The 15,508-nt window shown below is 68.8% G+C and carries 20 protein-coding genes; 3 read left to right on the top strand and 17 right to left on the bottom strand.

The window, feature by feature from the left end; all coding sequences use genetic code 11:
• Positions 1–144: 144 nt before the first annotated feature.
• The 3 genes from AC3ENO_RS14340 to AC3ENO_RS14350 are packed head-to-tail and all read left to right on the top strand — an operon-like array spanning position 145 to position 2,854.
• Positions 145–1,803, top strand: a complete 1,659-nt coding sequence (locus tag AC3ENO_RS14340) for an Eco57I restriction-modification methylase domain-containing protein (RefSeq protein WP_434971281.1) — start codon at positions 145–147, stop codon at positions 1,801–1,803.
• Positions 1,790–2,521, top strand: a complete 732-nt coding sequence (locus AC3ENO_RS14345; RefSeq protein WP_434971282.1) for a hypothetical protein — start codon at positions 1,790–1,792, stop codon at positions 2,519–2,521. The genes AC3ENO_RS14340 and AC3ENO_RS14345 overlap by 14 nt, the downstream gene beginning before the upstream one ends.
• Positions 2,522–2,572: 51 nt before the next feature.
• Entirely contained in the window at positions 2,573–2,854 is a 282-nt protein-coding gene (locus tag AC3ENO_RS14350) for a hypothetical protein (RefSeq protein WP_434971283.1), read from the top strand.
• A 6-nt stretch (positions 2,855–2,860) separates the two neighbouring features.
• Here the strand turns inward: AC3ENO_RS14350 and AC3ENO_RS14355 are convergent, their stop codons facing one another.
• The 17 genes from AC3ENO_RS14355 to AC3ENO_RS14435 all read right to left on the bottom strand — a co-directional run bounded on the left by AC3ENO_RS14355 (position 2,861) and on the right by AC3ENO_RS14435 (position 15,508).
• Positions 2,861–3,241 (bottom strand): hypothetical protein, encoded by a 381-nt coding sequence (locus AC3ENO_RS14355; protein ID WP_434971284.1) that lies wholly within the window; start codon positions 3,239–3,241, stop codon positions 2,861–2,863.
• A complete protein-coding gene (locus tag AC3ENO_RS14360) occupies positions 3,238–3,714 on the bottom strand; it encodes a hypothetical protein (RefSeq protein WP_434971285.1) in 477 nt (158 codons plus the stop codon). Before AC3ENO_RS14360 ends, AC3ENO_RS14355 begins: the two co-directional genes overlap by 4 nt.
• Positions 3,715–3,716: 2 nt before the next feature.
• Complete coding sequence (locus AC3ENO_RS14365) at positions 3,717–4,115, bottom strand: ParB family protein (RefSeq protein ID WP_434971286.1); 399 nt, start codon at positions 4,113–4,115, stop codon at positions 3,717–3,719.
• Complete coding sequence (locus AC3ENO_RS14370) at positions 4,112–4,909, bottom strand: ParA family protein (RefSeq protein WP_220033311.1); 798 nt, start codon at positions 4,907–4,909, stop codon at positions 4,112–4,114. The genes AC3ENO_RS14365 and AC3ENO_RS14370 overlap by 4 nt, the downstream gene beginning before the upstream one ends.
• A gap of 79 nt (positions 4,910–4,988) precedes the next feature.
• The gene (locus AC3ENO_RS14375) at positions 4,989–5,375 is read right to left on the bottom strand and encodes a single stranded DNA-binding domain-containing protein (RefSeq protein ID WP_130110735.1); all 387 of its coding nucleotides are present in this window, start codon (positions 5,373–5,375) and stop codon (positions 4,989–4,991) included.
• 155 nt (positions 5,376–5,530) lie between these two features.
• Positions 5,531–5,680, bottom strand: a complete 150-nt coding sequence (locus AC3ENO_RS14380; RefSeq protein WP_434971287.1) for a hypothetical protein — start codon at positions 5,678–5,680, stop codon at positions 5,531–5,533.
• A gap of 69 nt (positions 5,681–5,749) precedes the next feature.
• Positions 5,750–6,166: a hypothetical protein gene (locus AC3ENO_RS14385; RefSeq protein WP_434971288.1), complete on the bottom strand. Its 417-nt coding sequence runs from the start codon at positions 6,164–6,166 to the stop codon at positions 5,750–5,752.
• Positions 6,167–6,210: 44 nt separating this feature from the next.
• Complete coding sequence (locus AC3ENO_RS14390) at positions 6,211–6,459, bottom strand: glutaredoxin domain-containing protein (protein WP_434971289.1); 249 nt, start codon at positions 6,457–6,459, stop codon at positions 6,211–6,213.
• A gap of 340 nt (positions 6,460–6,799) precedes the next feature.
• Positions 6,800–7,114 (bottom strand): hypothetical protein, encoded by a 315-nt coding sequence (locus AC3ENO_RS14395; RefSeq protein WP_434971290.1) that lies wholly within the window; start codon positions 7,112–7,114, stop codon positions 6,800–6,802.
• A gap of 33 nt (positions 7,115–7,147) precedes the next feature.
• Positions 7,148–7,777, bottom strand: a complete 630-nt coding sequence (locus AC3ENO_RS14400; protein WP_434971291.1) for a DUF6349 family protein — start codon at positions 7,775–7,777, stop codon at positions 7,148–7,150.
• A gap of 33 nt (positions 7,778–7,810) precedes the next feature.
• The gene (locus AC3ENO_RS14405; RefSeq protein ID WP_099197235.1) at positions 7,811–8,698 is read right to left on the bottom strand and encodes an ArdC-like ssDNA-binding domain-containing protein; all 888 of its coding nucleotides are present in this window, start codon (positions 8,696–8,698) and stop codon (positions 7,811–7,813) included.
• Between the two features lie 337 nt (positions 8,699–9,035).
• Positions 9,036–11,066: a hypothetical protein gene (locus AC3ENO_RS14410; RefSeq protein WP_434971292.1), complete on the bottom strand. Its 2,031-nt coding sequence runs from the start codon at positions 11,064–11,066 to the stop codon at positions 9,036–9,038.
• Positions 11,067–11,280: 214 nt separating this feature from the next.
• A complete protein-coding gene (locus AC3ENO_RS14415) occupies positions 11,281–11,538 on the bottom strand; it encodes a hypothetical protein (RefSeq protein ID WP_434971293.1) in 258 nt (85 codons plus the stop codon).
• A 61-nt stretch (positions 11,539–11,599) separates the two neighbouring features.
• A complete protein-coding gene (locus AC3ENO_RS14420; protein ID WP_434971294.1) occupies positions 11,600–12,484 on the bottom strand; it encodes an FHA domain-containing protein in 885 nt (294 codons plus the stop codon).
• Positions 12,481–13,872 carry a MinD/ParA family ATP-binding protein gene (locus tag AC3ENO_RS14425; protein WP_434971295.1) on the bottom strand — a complete coding sequence of 464 codons (1,392 nt, stop codon included), beginning with the start codon at positions 13,870–13,872 and terminating at the stop codon, positions 12,481–12,483. Before AC3ENO_RS14425 ends, AC3ENO_RS14420 begins: the two co-directional genes overlap by 4 nt.
• A 14-nt stretch (positions 13,873–13,886) precedes the next feature.
• Positions 13,887–14,969, bottom strand: coding sequence for a M23 family metallopeptidase (locus tag AC3ENO_RS14430; protein ID WP_434971296.1), 1,083 nt, complete (start codon positions 14,967–14,969; stop codon positions 13,887–13,889).
• Positions 14,969–15,508, bottom strand: a complete 540-nt coding sequence (locus AC3ENO_RS14435; RefSeq protein ID WP_434971297.1) for a hypothetical protein — start codon at positions 15,506–15,508, stop codon at positions 14,969–14,971. Before AC3ENO_RS14435 ends, AC3ENO_RS14430 begins: the two co-directional genes overlap by 1 nt.

Here is a 15,508-nt window from a genome sequence, read left to right on the forward strand (position 1 = left end):
TCCCATAACTGGGTTTCGATACGGACCCCGTTTGCGGTGCCTGTGCACGCGGACGCCTGCTCACTTCCCGAAATCGATCGATTTCGGCACGGTCTAGGGAGCGTCGATCCCCGCGGTGTGGGCGGTGTCGGACAGAATTGGTGCGTGATCCTCGGCGCGCGCGACCCCTCCGACGGCGCCGAAGCTCGGAAGGCGCGCGGAGCGTTCTTCACTCCCCCGGTGATCGCTTCTTTTATCGCCAACTGGGCGGTGCGAGACGCGAGCGATCTGATCCTCGAGCCGTCCGCGGGCGATGCCGAGTTTCTTGCACACGCGGTGTCGCGACTGCGCGCGCTCGGCGAGTCGACGCCCATCGTGCACGGTGTTGAGCTGCATCCGTGGAGCGCGGCGTACGGGGCCGGACGCATCAGGGCAGCGGGCGGCGAGGTCGTCATGACCGTCAGCGACTTCTTCGACACTCCGGCGAGCGGCCAGTACACCGCGGTCGTCGGCAATCCTCCGTACATCCGATTCCAAGACTTCGCCGGCGAGGCGCGCGCGAAGGCGCGTGCCGCGGCTCTCCGCGGCGGGGTCGCGCTCTCGGGACTGGCGTCGTCGTGGGCGGCGTTTACGGTCCACGGTGCCCTCAGCCTGCGCGCTGGGGGCCGGCTCGGCTACGTGCTGCCCGCGGAACTGCTACACGCGAACTACGCCGCCCCCGTCCGTCGGTTCCTCTTCGAGAACTTCGCTCAGGTCGACCTTGTGCTGTTCGAGCAGCGAGTGTTCGAGGAGGCAGAGACGGAGGCCATTCTGCTCCTGGCCGACGGCTACGGCGGTTCGACCGACCATGCCCGCATCCGTCAGGTGACGAACGCGGCCTCGCTGGCCACCGACCTGCCCCCGATCGCCACCTGGACTCCCCCCGATCCCGCAGCGAAGTGGTCCAGCTCGACGGTCACACCTGAAGCCTTGAAGATCTACGGAAAGCTGATCCTGAGCGGCCAATTTACGGCGATGCAGAACTGGGGTGAGACAACGCTCGGGATGGTCACCGGCAACAACAAGTACTTCGCACTGTCGCCCGCGCGAGTTGCTGAGCTCAAACTGCAGCCGAGCGACGTGGCGCGGCTCTCCCCTCCGGGCTCGAGCCATCTACGCGGATTGGAGTTCTCAACCCGCGCGCATACAGAGCTCGGGAAAGCCGGTAAGCGGACGATGCTGTTCCGCCCTGCGGACAAGCCGTCCACGGCCGCGTTGGCCTACATCGCGCAAGGCGAGAAAGATTCGGTGCACACGGCCTATAAGTGCCGCGTCCGCAAAGAGTGGTGGCGCGTTCCTCTTGTGAAGAAGGCCGATCTGCTCCTGACCTACATGAACGCCGACACCCCAAGAATCACCACCAATACAGCCGGCGCTCTGCACCTGAACTCCGTGCACGGCGTCTACCTCACGCCGGAGCACCGAGGCATTGGCAGAGAGCTGCTGCCCGTTGCCGCGCTGAACTCCGTCACGATGCTGGGCGCCGAGTTCACCGGCCGCGCGTACGGCGGCGGCATGTTGAAGATGGAGCCGGGCGAAGCCGACTCGTGGGCGCTGCCCGATCCGTCGGCCGTCGCCGCTGCACGTGACGCGCTCCTCGCGATCCGCCCCGTCGTCGGCGGGAAGCTCCGCCACGGACAAGTCCTCGAGGCGGCCAAGCTCGTCGACGACGTGCTGCTGGTTCGGACTCTCGGCATGCGCCGTCCCGACGTCGCGGAGATTCGCGCGGCACGCGCTGACCTTTCGAAACGTCGAGAGTCAAGGAGCCGTCGTGGCAACGATTGACGATCGCCTGATCGCGGCTATCCGATCGTGCGGCTCTAAGCCCGTCGACACTGCCCCGCAGGCCACCAAGAAGAACTACAACGAGAAGCTGTCGGCCGCGGTCGCGCTGGCCGTCGCGGCCGAGCTCCGCGCACGGGGCATGGATGGCGCTAGACCAACCGGACCCGGCGAAGCAGGGGTCAGCGGCGCGGAACGCCGCCTGGCCGGCGGGATCGGCGCGAAGAAGGTCGACGTGACCTGGGCCACCGAAGAATCCGGGCTCATCCTCGCCGTCAGCGTGAAGACGATCCTGTTCAAGGACGGCCAGACCAGGAACTACCAGAAGAATCTCACCAATCGTCGAGCAGACCTTCTCAATGAGGCCGTCACCCTGCATCGCCGGTTCCCGTACGCCGTGCTCGCTGCACTGCTCATCTTCGACGCCGGAGCCGAGCACGACAGCACGGGCCGGCGAAAGTCGACCTTCATCAACGCTGGTCCACGTCTTCGGCTCTTCACTGGACGGCAGGACCCTGCCGGCCGAGATGAGCAATACGAGAAGTTCTACGTCCTCTTGGCCGATCTGAACGACACCATGCCATCCATCCGCGCATATGAAGCCAACGACCTCGCCACTGAGGTCCCCCTCTCCGAAGCGTTCGACACGCTCGTCGCGCTCATTGGGGAACGGAACTTCGACCTCTACGAAGGCCTCGACGGGACCGTCACCAAGGCGTGAGCTGCCGCCGCGAGTGACACATCATCCCCGCTCGTGTCAGGGGATGGCTTTATGGTCACCGACGTGGTGCAGCACTGGTCGCCTATGTCCCAGTTGCAGAGCTCCCCTGAACCGGGGGTCTGGTACGTGTTCGACAAGAGCCGTCGGGTCGCGATCATTCGCTACGTGGAGGTCCGCGGCCGCCGACTGCTGCGCTCTGTGACGTTCGACCGCGATCCCGCCCAGCGGCAGCTCATCGGATATTTCCCGGAGGACGCCATGCGGCTCGCGGTCGAGTTCACTTGGTGGGAGTACATCAAGTGCACCGGCCCGTCGACGAGTAACCGACGCTGAGCTGAGCTACGCCGGTTGTGCGGGCGGCTCGGTCTGAACGTCATCGGGCAGGGTGGTCGCGATCGCACCCGAGCGCAGGTCGCCGTAGTAGGTGACGGCCTGCTCGGCCTCCGGGCTGGTGCCGTAAACGGGCGCAACGATCACAAGGAAGTCGATCGGTGCCGGCTCGTCGCTCGGAATCTCGTCGACGAGGCAATCGCGGTAGACGTGGCCGCTGTAGTAGCCCATTCGCCCGTCGGCACCCTTGCGCCACAGCTTGTCGGAGTCCTTCTGCAGAAGCAGGGCGTTCGCGAGGGACATGGTGATGCCGAACTCGACGCCGGGGTGCGCCGCCTGGGCAGTGTCGAGAACCTGATCGACGAGCTGTTGCACGGTAACGGCGGTCATGCCGAGATCTCCGTTTCGTTGGTGACGTCGGCCGGCTCGATCGAGTCGCGGTCGGCGTCGTAGATAAGCCAGGTCCGGTCGTTCCACTGGTTGCGGTAGACGATCCCGCGGGCCGTCAGACCGTGCCAGGTGGCTCCGGGGTTGTACTCGGCGATCCACTCGGCCGCGAGCTGGTCGGCTGCGGCGCGATCCTCGACCGTGCCGCTCTCGGTGGCGCGCTCGTGCGCGGTCCACACGGGACGGGCGGCGGCCAGCTTGCGCTCATCCCGGCGCAGCTCCTCGATGAGGGCGGGCAGGCACCCGCACTCATCTGTGGCGTCGTGGTGGTAGCCGATACAGCGGTCGTCGGTGCATCCGCACTCGTCACCGCGCCAATCCTTCGCTGACTCGTACCCGTGGCGCTTCGCCCACTGACCGGGGGTGATCCCCGCCCATCGCAGCGTCTCTCGCGCTTCCTGGTTGAGCTGCGTCATGGTCACTCCCCCATCGGTCGGCCCTGGGGCAGTTCTCGAGCCCCCACGGGCGGGAACGGCTTGCCGTCGTTGTACTGGCGCTCTAGCCGCTCGACTTCCTTCATAGCGGCCCCGCTGAGGAACTGCGAGAGGCTGCGCACGCCCTCGTAGGGGATGGTGTGCATGATCGCGCCGCGGATGCGATCGGTGTCCTCCTGCTCCTGATAGAACGACACCTTGGGCGGGTACTTGCTGCGTTTCTTCGGTGCGGCCGCCTGCGGCTCTGTGACGCTCTCTGCGGGCGTGGCCGGTGCAGCAGGCGCGGGAGCGGCTGCGGGAGGCTCCCGCGGCGTCTCAGCGGCCGGTGCGATGGGGTTCCGTCCGCTGAGGGTGGAGCGTTTGCGTTCGGGTCGGGCGCTCATGCGCGTACTCCTTCGAGGGTGGTCAGGTGGCCGCTGTAGAGGCCGCTGAGGGCGGTAGCCTCGGCACTCCCCCACTCGTCGAGGCCCTTGGATGCTTCGACGGCATCCGCGATCACGACGCGCTTGGGAACCGGCGGGGTGAGCACGCGCAGCCCGCGTGCCTCGGCCGCCTCGGTGAGGTCGTCGAGCCAGGCACGGCCGCTGACCGTGTTCTCCTCGTGCTGGTTGATGAGGATGCCGGCGACGTCGAGCTGCGCGTTGTAGTGCTCGCGCACGAGCGCGATCGTGTCGAGGAGCTGCGTCAGGCCGTTGGCGCTCCACAGCTTCGAGTGCGTCACGACCACTACCCCGTCGGCGGCCGTCAGGCCGTTGCTGGTGAGCTGGTCAAGGCTCGGCGCGCAGTCGATGAGGATCAGGTCATAGTCATCTGCAACCTCGCGCAGCGCGGCGCGTAGGCGGCTCTCTCGGCCCGCCCCGGCGATCACGAGTTCATCGCGCACACTGCCGAGCTCGACGCCCGACGTCGGCACGAGGTCGAGGCCGGGCCACAGTCCCGGCACGATGACGTCGCGCAGCGTCTCGTCGGCGTGCTTGCTCAGCGCGTCGGCTAGGCCGGGCTGATCTTCCTCGACGGTTTCGGCTGCGATCGACGTCGTGAGGTTTCCCTGCGGGTCGAGGTCGACGGCGAGCACGCGGCGGCCAGCCAGCACCGCGGCGCGGGCCAGGTGGAATGTCGTTGTGCTCTTGCCGACGCCGCCCTTCTGATTGCAGAGGGCGAGGATTCGAGCGGTCACGGTGTCACCTTTCATGTGTAACGGCAATAGTACTGTTAGGGGTGCGCCCCACAGTGGAGGCGCACCCCTGAGTGCGGGATCAGAACGGGGTGTCGTCGCCCTGGTCGGCGGTCGAGGGCTTGCCGACCACGCGGACGCTCTGCCCACGCAGGCTCACCGCGATTTCGTCGGCTCGGACCTCGTGCTGCAAGCGGCTCCCCTGGTCGCCCTTGTACTCGGTGACGCGGTAGCGGCCGGAGAACGTCACGCGGATGTTCCCCGACTCCTCGGCCGCCTCGACGAGGTTCTGCGCCTGGTTGCCGCTCACGGCGACGTCGTAGGCGACGGTGGGGCCGTCGGTGTAGCTGCCGTCCTCCTGGCGGATGCGATCGCTGACGAGGACGCGGGCGTAGGTGTACGGGCCGTTGTCCCCCTCGCGGAGGGTGGGCGTTGCAGCGAGGTTGCCGGTGCGGGTGATGTAGCTCATGGTGTGCTCCTTCGGTTTCGTCCCGGTAGTGGGAACAGTACTATTAGCGGGAATGGGGTTACAAGGGGAAAGCTAAGGACGCTCGACCTCCAATCGCCGGCCATCCATCTGCGCTGGGTACAGCACGTGCTCGACGTCGCTGGTCGGGTGGGGGTTCACGAGACGTACGCCCTGGACACTCCCCGCTCCGATGTAGCCGAGACGCTGCGCGACGATCCGCGCCGGCGGTAGGGCCGGCCATCCCAGCTCAGGATGCGGTCGCCCGCGTGAAGGTCGGCCAGCTTGGTGATGATGAGGTTCTGCATGTCGTGTCCTGGTTCCGTATCGTCTCTAGTTCCGTATAACCCTAATAGTACTATTAGGGTTACTGAGGGTCAAGCCTTTCCGGCTTCTCCGGCCAGCAGCTTTCCGACCGTTTCGGCCAGCAGCCACAGGCGATCGGCTGCCGCGCGATCCTCGGCGGTGTAGTCGCCATAGGCGGCCTGGTGCTCGAAGTCCTCGCGGCCGCGTCGGGCCATGTTGAGCAGCATGTCGATTCCCTCGCACAGCTCGCGGTCGACCGGAACCACCCGCCCGCCGCCGTCGACGACGAGGCTCAGCGGTTCGGCCATCCCGTGCACGTGCATGGCGTAGCCGTCGCCCTCGCGCTCGACGTAGGCCGTCAGGATCGTTCGCGCCTCCTCGTCGTCGAAGTCCACACGGCCGTAGCTGTCGGGGTCATCCCCGACCGGCCAGAGCTGCGGCTCCAAGCGGGTGCCACGGTCATACGGGGTCAGGTTGCGGTCGGTCATGGTTCCTCCTTGTAACGGGATTAGTACTATTTGGGGTAGCGGGGTCAGGCTGCGAAGTGAGCGGCGACGCGCTCGATCTGATCGGGTCGGAGGTCGCACCAGTGATCGTCATCGTCGACGACAACGACGGGGGCCACGGTGTAGCACAGATCGGCGGTCACGTACTCGTACGCTGCGGGGTTCTCGGTGATGTTCACCTCAACGAACGGGATGCCCTTGCCTTTGAGCATGTTCTTCGTCATGGTGCACTTCCCGCACGCTGGGCCGGTCGTGTAAACCGTCAGAGCTTCCATTTCGTGATCCTCCCACCCCACTCGTTTTTTTGCCGTGAAGGCGACTTGTCGCCGCTAGGGAGAGCCGGCCGGAGTGCCAGTGACCGTGGAATACCGGACGGAGCGAAGCGGAGGAGGATATGCCGCGAAAGCACTGGTGCGTAGGTTGGCCGACCGTATGCTGCCGAAGGCTTCACGGCAAAAGAACGGGCCGATAGGCCCTGGCAGTCGGCCGGCTCCGTCCGGCCGTCCGTTAGCCGGCGCCGGCTCCGTCCGGTGTCGGCCGCCGTGGTCGTGAGCTGCGGCACCTGGTCGGGGAACAGTACTGTTCCCGCCACAACCACGGGCGACGGGAACAGTACTAATAGGGTCGCTCGCATTGCTGGGTGGCTGCGATCCGGGCGGCGACGTTGCACACGTCGTCGGGGGTCACTTCGTCGAGGAGGATCGTTCGGGTTCCGCCGTCGAGGTCGATCCACCACACGGGGCGCACGGTGTCGGCGTCGATCCCGGCGCGGTGCTCGGGGAGGTCTGACGATGGGTCGACCGGGCCGAAGTAGAGCTGAGGAGTCCAGCTATCCGCGCCCATGTCGGTGTAGATCGTCGTCGGGAACGGGAGGAGCTGCGCGAGGTCGTCCAGCAGCGCGGCGACGTCGCTCGGGGTCAGGGTGTGCATGGGGTTCTCCTAACGGGATTAGTACTATTCGGGTCAGTCGTTGGGGGCGGCGAGGTCGTAGCCGCCGAAGGGGGAGCGGCCGCCCACGTGGCGACCGCCGTGCGGGCCGCGTCGAGTGATGACGGGTGCGCCGGGGCGCTGCCATTCGGCGGGGTAGTTCTCCGCGCACCACTTGGCCGCAGCGGCGCGGGCCTTCTTCTCGTCGGCGGTGCTGAGCTTCGTCGGGAGGATCGGCAGGGCTCGCCATCCCGGCATCGCGTGATCGTGCCAGGCCTCTACGGCCTCGTTCTCGTGCTCGGTGATGACGTGCCAGCGGCAGGGCGGGCAATTCGCCTGGTACATCAGCCCGCCGGGGAGCGGGTCGGCGCTGTGGTCGTGCTCTGCGAGGTCGCACCGGGTATCGGCGTTGAGCATGTGCAGCTCGTGGGCCTCGTCGCTGGCGGCGACGTCCTGCCGACCGAAGTAGGCGCGGTGCCACATGTGCGAGCGCATCAGGCATCCGAAATTGCCGTGCTCGCCCTTCCACCGCTCGAACGCGGCCGCGAGGTCGTCGGGGTGGTGGTAATCGGTGACGTACCGCAGCGGCACGCCTTCCCAGGGCATCGCGGCCACGGCCTCGCGCTCGAACTCGGCCATATCGAACAGGGTCGGCTCTCCGTGCATGACGTTCTCCTAACGGGATTAGTACTATTTGGGTTACGCGGCGACGGGCTCGGGGGCGGGCTCGGTGATCGCGTCGGCCAGGGCGTGCGCGGTGCGCAGCACGTTTGCCGCGGTGGCCTTGATCGTCTCGGCCTCGCACTTGCTCCACCCGGCGACGTAGCCGACGCTGTAGGCGCTGGTGTCGAGTCCGAGAATCCCGGCGACGATGTAGGCGACGCTCTCGGCCTCGGTTTCCTTGATCCCGCGGTGCTCGACGTACTCGGCGTGATCTTCCTCGGCGTGCAGGATGACGTGGGCGGCCTCGTGAAGGGCGGTCTTGGCTGCCTGAGCAGGGGAGAGGTCCGCGTCGATCACGACGCGCTGTGTGCCGTCGGTGGTGGTGTACCCGTTCGCGCCTCCGGCGATCTGCTCGCGCTCGACGGTCCAGCCCTTGCCGGTGAGGTAGTCGGCCACGGCGTCGAAGATGCCCGCGGGGTCGTCTCCGGTGAGCTGGCGCGCAATGTCGGCCGGGTCGCCCGCTTCCTCGTCGATGAGGTCGGTTTGTCCCATGTCGAACACGGACACCGGGAAGAATCGCACCCGGCGCTGTTCCTCCTCCTCGCCGGTCTGCTCGTTCTCGACCGTCTCGCGCACGTCGCGGCCGCCGAAGATACGGATTCCGCGCTCACCCTTGCGCACCTGGCGGTTGAGCTTCTGCCACGTCCGGTAACCGGCGACGTGGGACGCCTCGGGGCACTGGGCGAAGATCAGCAGCAGGTTCCCCAGGCTGTAGCGGTGGAACGACTGCGCGAAGGTCAGGAACCGCGCCCACGTCTCGGACTCGCGCAGCGCCTCGACCTGTTCCGCGATCGTCGCTTGCAGGGCCTCGGCCTCGGCGCGACGCTCCTCGGGGCTCTTGGTGTTCTTGACTGTGCGTGCCATGTTCGGAACCTCCACCTAACGGGATTAGTACTATTTGCGTCTGTCTCACCCCCACGTTTTTTGCCGTGAAGGCGACTTGTCGCCGCTAGGGAGAGCCGGCCGGAGTGCAACCCGAAGGGCGGTGGGGGAGAGAGTTTCGGCGCGATGTGAGGGAGCGCAGCGACCGCGTGCCGAAAGTCTCGGAGGAGCCGGCGGCGCAGCCGCTTGCATGGAGGTTGGCCGACCGTATGCTGCCGAAGGCTTCACGGCAAAAGAACGGGCCGAAGGCCCTGACAGCGCCGGCATCGCCGGCTCGATCAGCGAGCCCGTGGGCTCGCCTCCGCGCAGCGGATCGTCGCTAGGCGACTCGACGTCGCGGTGTCTCGGCCGACTTGGTGGCGGGGCCGTCGCAGTAGCGGCACCTGACGCCGATCGTCATGCCGTGTGCGCAGTAGCCCGGATCGATCCATTCCTCGTCGACGGCTTCGACGTCGGCGGCGTCGACGAGGGTTCTCGAGCGGAGATCTCCGTCGGCGTTGCGGTCGTACGGCCGCACGGCCGTTCCCTCGCGCTCCTCGACGATGATGCGACGAGCTGCGGCGTAGTCGAGCCGGCCATCGGGTCGGCGTGGGTGTGGGCCGTAGGCGTGGGTGCCGTCGTCGGGGACGAGGGAGAGCTGCCCCCGGCTCGGTCGACGTTTCGCGTCGGGTCGACGGGGTGCGTGCATCCACGCCTCCTCGGCCTTCCACCACGCCCACGCCTCGCGCTCGACGCGGTAGCGGGTAGCGCGGGCGTCGAGTCGCCCGGCGACTCCGGCGCGCTCGGCGGCCACGTCGAGGGGGAGCGCGTCGACGCGGTGCCAGCCGTCACGGGCGCGCTCGACGATGCCGGCGTAGGTGAGGCGGTCCAGCAGTCGACGGGTGCGTAGCGGGTCGGCGCCGATCAGGGGGGAGAGTTCGTCGAGGGGGCGAGCTGTGGTGTCGATTCGTGCGTAGAGGTTCCCGGCCAGGTGCCCGAGCGCAGGGCGGGTAGCGGTGAACAGGTCGTGTGCGGCATCCGTTGTTCGTGTGCGAAGCGTTGCGAGGATCGCGGTTCTCTCAGCGGCCCCGGCCCCAGGGGGGCGCGGGTCCGCTTGTGACCGGGCATGATCCGAGTTGCTGTGGAGAGTGCTCTGAGGGTCGATCGTCCAGTGAGCGGCGCGGGGTCCGTCCGCGGCCGCGGTCTGGGCGATCCATCCGTCCTCGGAGAGGCGCAGCAGCGCCGTCCTGGCCGTCTCGCGGCCGACGCCGGCCAGTTGGGCCAGGCGGCGGGTATCGGCTTCCAGAGAGCCGCTGAGGGCGTGCAGGGCGAGAGCGCACAGCACGTCGAGGATGCGGCGATCGGCGGGGCCGCCTCCGCGGGCCCAGCGGCCGGCTGCGGCGTCGGCGCGCTGTTGGACGTCGCGCACGTGCGCGGCGATCGCGTCGGCGCGACGGTCGAACGTGGGATCGTCCCCGATCTGGCGGTCACTGGCCGCGACGTAGCGCACGGCCTTGTCCCACTGGCGGGCGAGGACGCGGCGCTGTTCGCCGCGGGGGCGGTTCACGCGGCCGCGGGTGGTGACGCGGCTGCGGACGTGCTCTAGGCCGGGCTCGGTGTCGACGAGGGCGGCGACGTCGGCGTGCCGCCACCTGGCGGCCGCTGCGCCGATCAGGACGCGCCAGAGCGTCGCTGAGGCGTCTGCGGGCGTCTCGTGCAGCGCTGCGGCGCTGACGGCGGGGAGCTGGCGGCGCGGGCCGACCAGGTGCAGACGCCCGTGGGCGTCGAGCGGGAGGGGCGCGTGCGGGTCGATGGTGCGAGCGGGCTCGGTGTCGTCGACGAGGCCGGCGAGGAGGCTCACGAGCGCGCGCACCTGTGCGGCGGTGGCCGTGGGCGCGCTGAGCGCGTCGAGGTCGCCGCGGAGGACGGTGGAGTGTCCGCCGGCACGGTGGGGCGCTCCTGGGGGCCGCACACAGCCCGTCACGGGGTTGGTGAGGGGGGAGAGGTCGAGGGTGGGGCACACGTGCCGCGCGAGACGGGCGAGGGTCGCGACGGTTTCGGCGTCGACGGACTCGGCCAGGCCGACCCATAGGTGGCGGCCGCCGGTCGGCCCGGACTCGCAGAGGACGTGCGACAGGCCGACGTCGGAGAGGAGGCCGGAGAGCACGTCGGCGTCGCGAGCTGCGGCCGCGGGGTCGCCGTGGGCGTCGAGGTCGAACGCGAGGAGGCGGAACCGCTGATCGGGGCCGGCGAGGTAGACCGCCCACGGGCGCTCAGGGGTAGCGGCGCCGATCGCGCGATCGCGGTACTCGTTCGCGATCGTCCCGTAGGCGTCGACGACGGCCACGCGCACGCGGGGGCGCGGGCTCACCGCAACGGTGAGCGCCCACGACTCGCCGTCGCGATTGCGATATCGCTTTGCATCCGGGCGCGCTATGATGGCACCAACTTCCTAGATCTAGGACATGACAAGGCCCCGGCCCTGTCTGCCGGTTCTTGGGATTGCCTTGATCTACCGGTCGCCAAACTCAGAAGATCAGGCACTTAGCTCTGGCCCCCGTCTCGTAGAGGCGGGGGCTTGCTTGTTATGCGGCTCTGGTCGCGGCCTCCCCGGGGATATCGAGCTGGTTCGCGCGGTCCCGCGCGGGAGGGTCAATGAGCGGCATTCCGCCGTTCTCGCTGACGAGCTTCGTAATGAGCGCGTCGAGGTAGTACGACATGGTGACGCCGGATGCCTCGGCTGCTTCGCGCACGTCGTCGCGTGCGGTGGGGGATACACGGCCCTGTAGCAGGACCGTCGGCGCGTCGTTGGGACGTCGCGCGCGTCGGCCGTAGTCGCTCATAGGGCCATCGTGCCGGGATTATGCATAAACACTGCGGCGACGCGCCGACGGCGGGTGTAGGTCACTTCGACCGTGCGACGGTGCAGTAGACGTCGCCCAGAAGGATCGTCGCGCCGTCGGGAATGACGGTCGGTTCGCCGGGGGTGAGCCAGTGCGGCGGGGCCGACTGCAGTTCGATGCCGTTCGCGGAATCGAGGTCGGTCACGACGATGCGCCCGGCGTCGTCGACGTCGATCGTCGCGTGGGTGCGCGAGAGCATCCGTCCAGGCGTGACGACGGTGAGCGCTTCGCGTCCGTCGACGGGTTCGGGGTTGCGGCCGATGACGATGTGCGGGCCGGCGTCGACGCTGCGCTGAGTGTTGAACGCCAGGTGCAGGCCTGGCGCGGGAGGCGCTGCGGGGGCCGTTGCGCGGCGGCTGATGCGTGTGTGCTCGACGTCGTGCAGCTCGTCGAGCTCGTCGAGCTCAACGGGGTTCGGCCGGGTGATCGGCGCGGCCGCGAGGGGTGCGACGGTGTTCGGCTCGGCCGGGGGAGCGACCTCGACGCGCAGCGGTTCGTCGACGCCGCACTGGACGCACGTCGCGGAGGTCACCGGCTGTAGCCGGCGGCAGATGCGGCAACGCCCCTCGTCGATGCTGAGGCCGTCGGGGGCGGGAATGGTGCCGTCGGCGCCGATGAGCTGCACGTAGCCCTCAGGGCGCACGGCGAGGGCGTGGGTGCGGCCGTCCTCGGTCACATCGAGGCGGATCGGGCGTCGTAGCTGCGTGCCGATCGCCACGGCGCGCGCGATCATGCCGGTGCGCAGAGCTGCGACGGACTCGGCCGCGCACGCGCGGCTGACACCGTTAATCGTGAGGGTGCCTGTGCCGTCGTGTGTGACGGTGGCGGCGAGACGGGGCCACTCAGGGACGCGATGCAGCCCTGTGAGCGGCTGTGTGGCGTTCATAGCCCGCGGGCGACCGCCGCGCCCGCTGCGAGCCACGCACGCTGCGTCTGGGGGCGCAGGGAGCCGAAGCGCAGCACTCCGTCGACCATCGCCGGGTCGTGGGGGACCGTGACGGCCTCGCGGGCGAGGGACCGGTAGCCGTCGGCCACGCGCGCCAGGTCGGCGGCGGTGGACTTCGGGTCGGCCTGGTTGACGATCACGACGGCATCCCGCGCCAGCTCGGCCGATCCGGCGGCGCGCTCTGCGAGGGCTTCGAGGAGAAGCGCGCCGGCTTCGGCGTGGTCGTCGCGGGTGGTCGTGGCGACCACGAGCTGGTCGGCGTGGTCGATCATGCGCAGCCACATCGGGTCGGACTCGTCGTTGCCGGAGTCGATGAAGATCAGCCGGTAGTACTTCGCGGCGACGGCGTGGATCGCATCGACGTCGCTCGGCTCGACGCGCTGCTCGTGCGCGAGGGCCATCGGCTTGCTGCGCAGCACGTCGAACCGGTCGCGGGTCTGGTGGTGCACGTAGTGCGCCAGGTCCGCGGACTGCGCTCCGGTGCTCAGGAGCCGGTCGACCTGGGGGAGGAGGTCAAGCAGGGTTGCCTCGTGCGGCCCCTGCTCGGTGCGCCAGCCGAGCGTGCCGCGGGTCTGGTTGTTGTCCCACGTGAGGACGCCTGCGCCGCCGTGGCGGGCGAACACGGCCGCGAGGAGGACGGTGGTAGGGGTCTTGCCCGCGCCTCCCTTGCCGTTCACGACGGCGATCGTGCGGGGGCCGGGCCAGTGCTGCGAGACGGCGAGGACGTCCGAGCGCTCCGCGCGCTCCGATTCGCTGGGGCTCATGCGGATGCCGGCACGGGTGAGCGCTCCGCGCCATCCCTGGGTTGCCGGTTCCTCCATCTGCTCGTGCGTGAGGAACGACTGTCGGGCCTCGCGACGGCTGGGGTACTCGGTGACCGGGGCGGGAGCCTGACGCACCCATGCGTTCCCGTCGGGCGCGGGGGCCGGCGCTGCGGCCGGAACCTCCGGTGCGGGAGCGAACGTCGGAACCTCCGGCGTCGGCGTGGGCGCGGGAACCTCGTCGCTCGGCGCGGGCGTCGAGTCGATGGGCGGCGCGGCGTCCTCGATCGGCGCCGGCCGTGCGGGCAGGCTCTCGTCGGGCTCTACGCTGCCGTCGGGGTGCACGATCAGCGGCCACTCCCCGTCGGGGCCGCTGGTGGTCACGCGCACGGGGCGCTGCATCTTCGTGGCCGTGTCGGCCACGCGAGCGAGGATCGCGGCGCGAGCATCCTCGAGAGTGGTCGTCTCGATCGGGTGCGACGTGCCGTTGATCGTGACCTCTCCCGATCCGTTCGCGAACGTGCGCGCCTCGATCTTGGGGAACGTGGGTACTTCGATGCTGCTCATGGTCGTCTCCTGATCTACTGTCCGAGCTGGATGCCGACCTCTGCCATGAAGGGCGCGGGGTCGACGTTCTCGCCGTTGACGCGCACTTCAAAGTGCAGGTGGCATCCGGTGGATTCACCGCTGCTGCCGACGCGAGCGATCTGCTGGCCGGCCTTCACCTTGTCGCCGGTCTGCACGAGCATCCCGGAGTCGTACATGTGGAGGTAGCGGGTGGTGACCCCGCCGCCGTGGTCGATCGAGATTGTGCCGTTGCCGGAGTCGTCGAAGCCGCGGAACGTCACTACGCCGTCCTGTGCGGCCCAGATCGGGCCGTCGCAGCCGCCGCCGGCAAGGTCGGTGCCGGCGTGGAGTCGCTGCGTGCCGTAGATCGGGTGAACGCGGATGCCGTAGGGGCTGGTGACGGGTCCGCCGCCGGGGGAGGCCCATCCCAGGGGGCTGACCTCGCCGGGAAGGAGGCCCGCGCATGAGCCGCCGCTGGCGCTGCCGTCGCCGGAGTCGAGGCCGGTGCGGACACCGCTCAGGCCCTCGACGATCTGCACCGCGCCGTCCCAGAACTTCGTGTAGTGGTACGGGTCGGCGTTCACCTGAGTGCGGTGGGCGACGATTGTCGGTTCCAGCGACTCGCGGTCGGGAACCTTCGTGGTCATCGCGTTGAAGAACTTCGTCGACGAGATGTAGGGGTCCAGCCGCTCCTCGCGGGTGCCCCATCCGTCCTGCTGCTGGAACAGGCCGATCGACGTCGTGCGGGTGCCGTCCGGGTTGGTGACCCCGCCGGTTTCCCAGTCGCCGTAGTCGATGTTTCGGAGGCTGGATTCACCCATCGCGGTCATGACGCCGATGGTCTGATCGCGAGCGTTCAGGCCGAGGTCTTTGCCCGCCTGCATGACATATGCGGCGTTCACAAGCTGCTCGTGGCCGTAGCCGGCAATCTCCGTCTCGGGGACGGATGCGGGGTCGATCGAGACGCTCGATCCGCCGTTGCCGGCGCTCGGGCCACACTCGTCCTCGCCCATGAGGAGGAGCCCGAACAGGGAGCCGACGATGAGGAGCGGCACCGCCGCGATCGCGTAGGCGGCGCTGCCCTTGGGCGCTGCCATCAGTTCACCCCTTCGGGGAGAATGAAGCGCCCCGCGAGCCACGGGGAGTCAGCGTCGGCACGGCTGAGCACGACGCCGTAGGTGCCGGCGTTGGTGGGGACGTCGACGAACGCGACGTAAGCGCTCGTGTCGTCGGTGATGACGGCGGGGCCGGTGACGCTCGTCGCGACGATGCGCGCCGGGTCCATGTAGGCGTAGTCCTGGGTGGCCTTGTTGTCGAGGAGGGGCTGCAAGCCGGCCCACCACTGCTCGAACGAAAGATCGGGGCGCGCGTAGGCGGTCATCACGGCGACCGCGGCCGCCGTTGCGCTCTCCCGCGATTCGTCATCCCATGTGGGCACGGGCCGCGGGCCGTGCGTCTCTCCGCTGTCCTCGTCGATGAGGCCTTCGGGGGCGGGGGTGAACTGGTCGAGGTCGGGATAGATCGGGCCGGTGCTACTGGCGCTGGGGGTCGGCGCTGGCGCGTTGTTCTGGCCGGTGCAGGCGGTCAGAGCCACAGCGACGACGACTATGAGTAGCGCCGTCCCGATCTTCCGCAT

The organism is Microbacterium sp. bgisy207 (assembly GCF_057706855.1).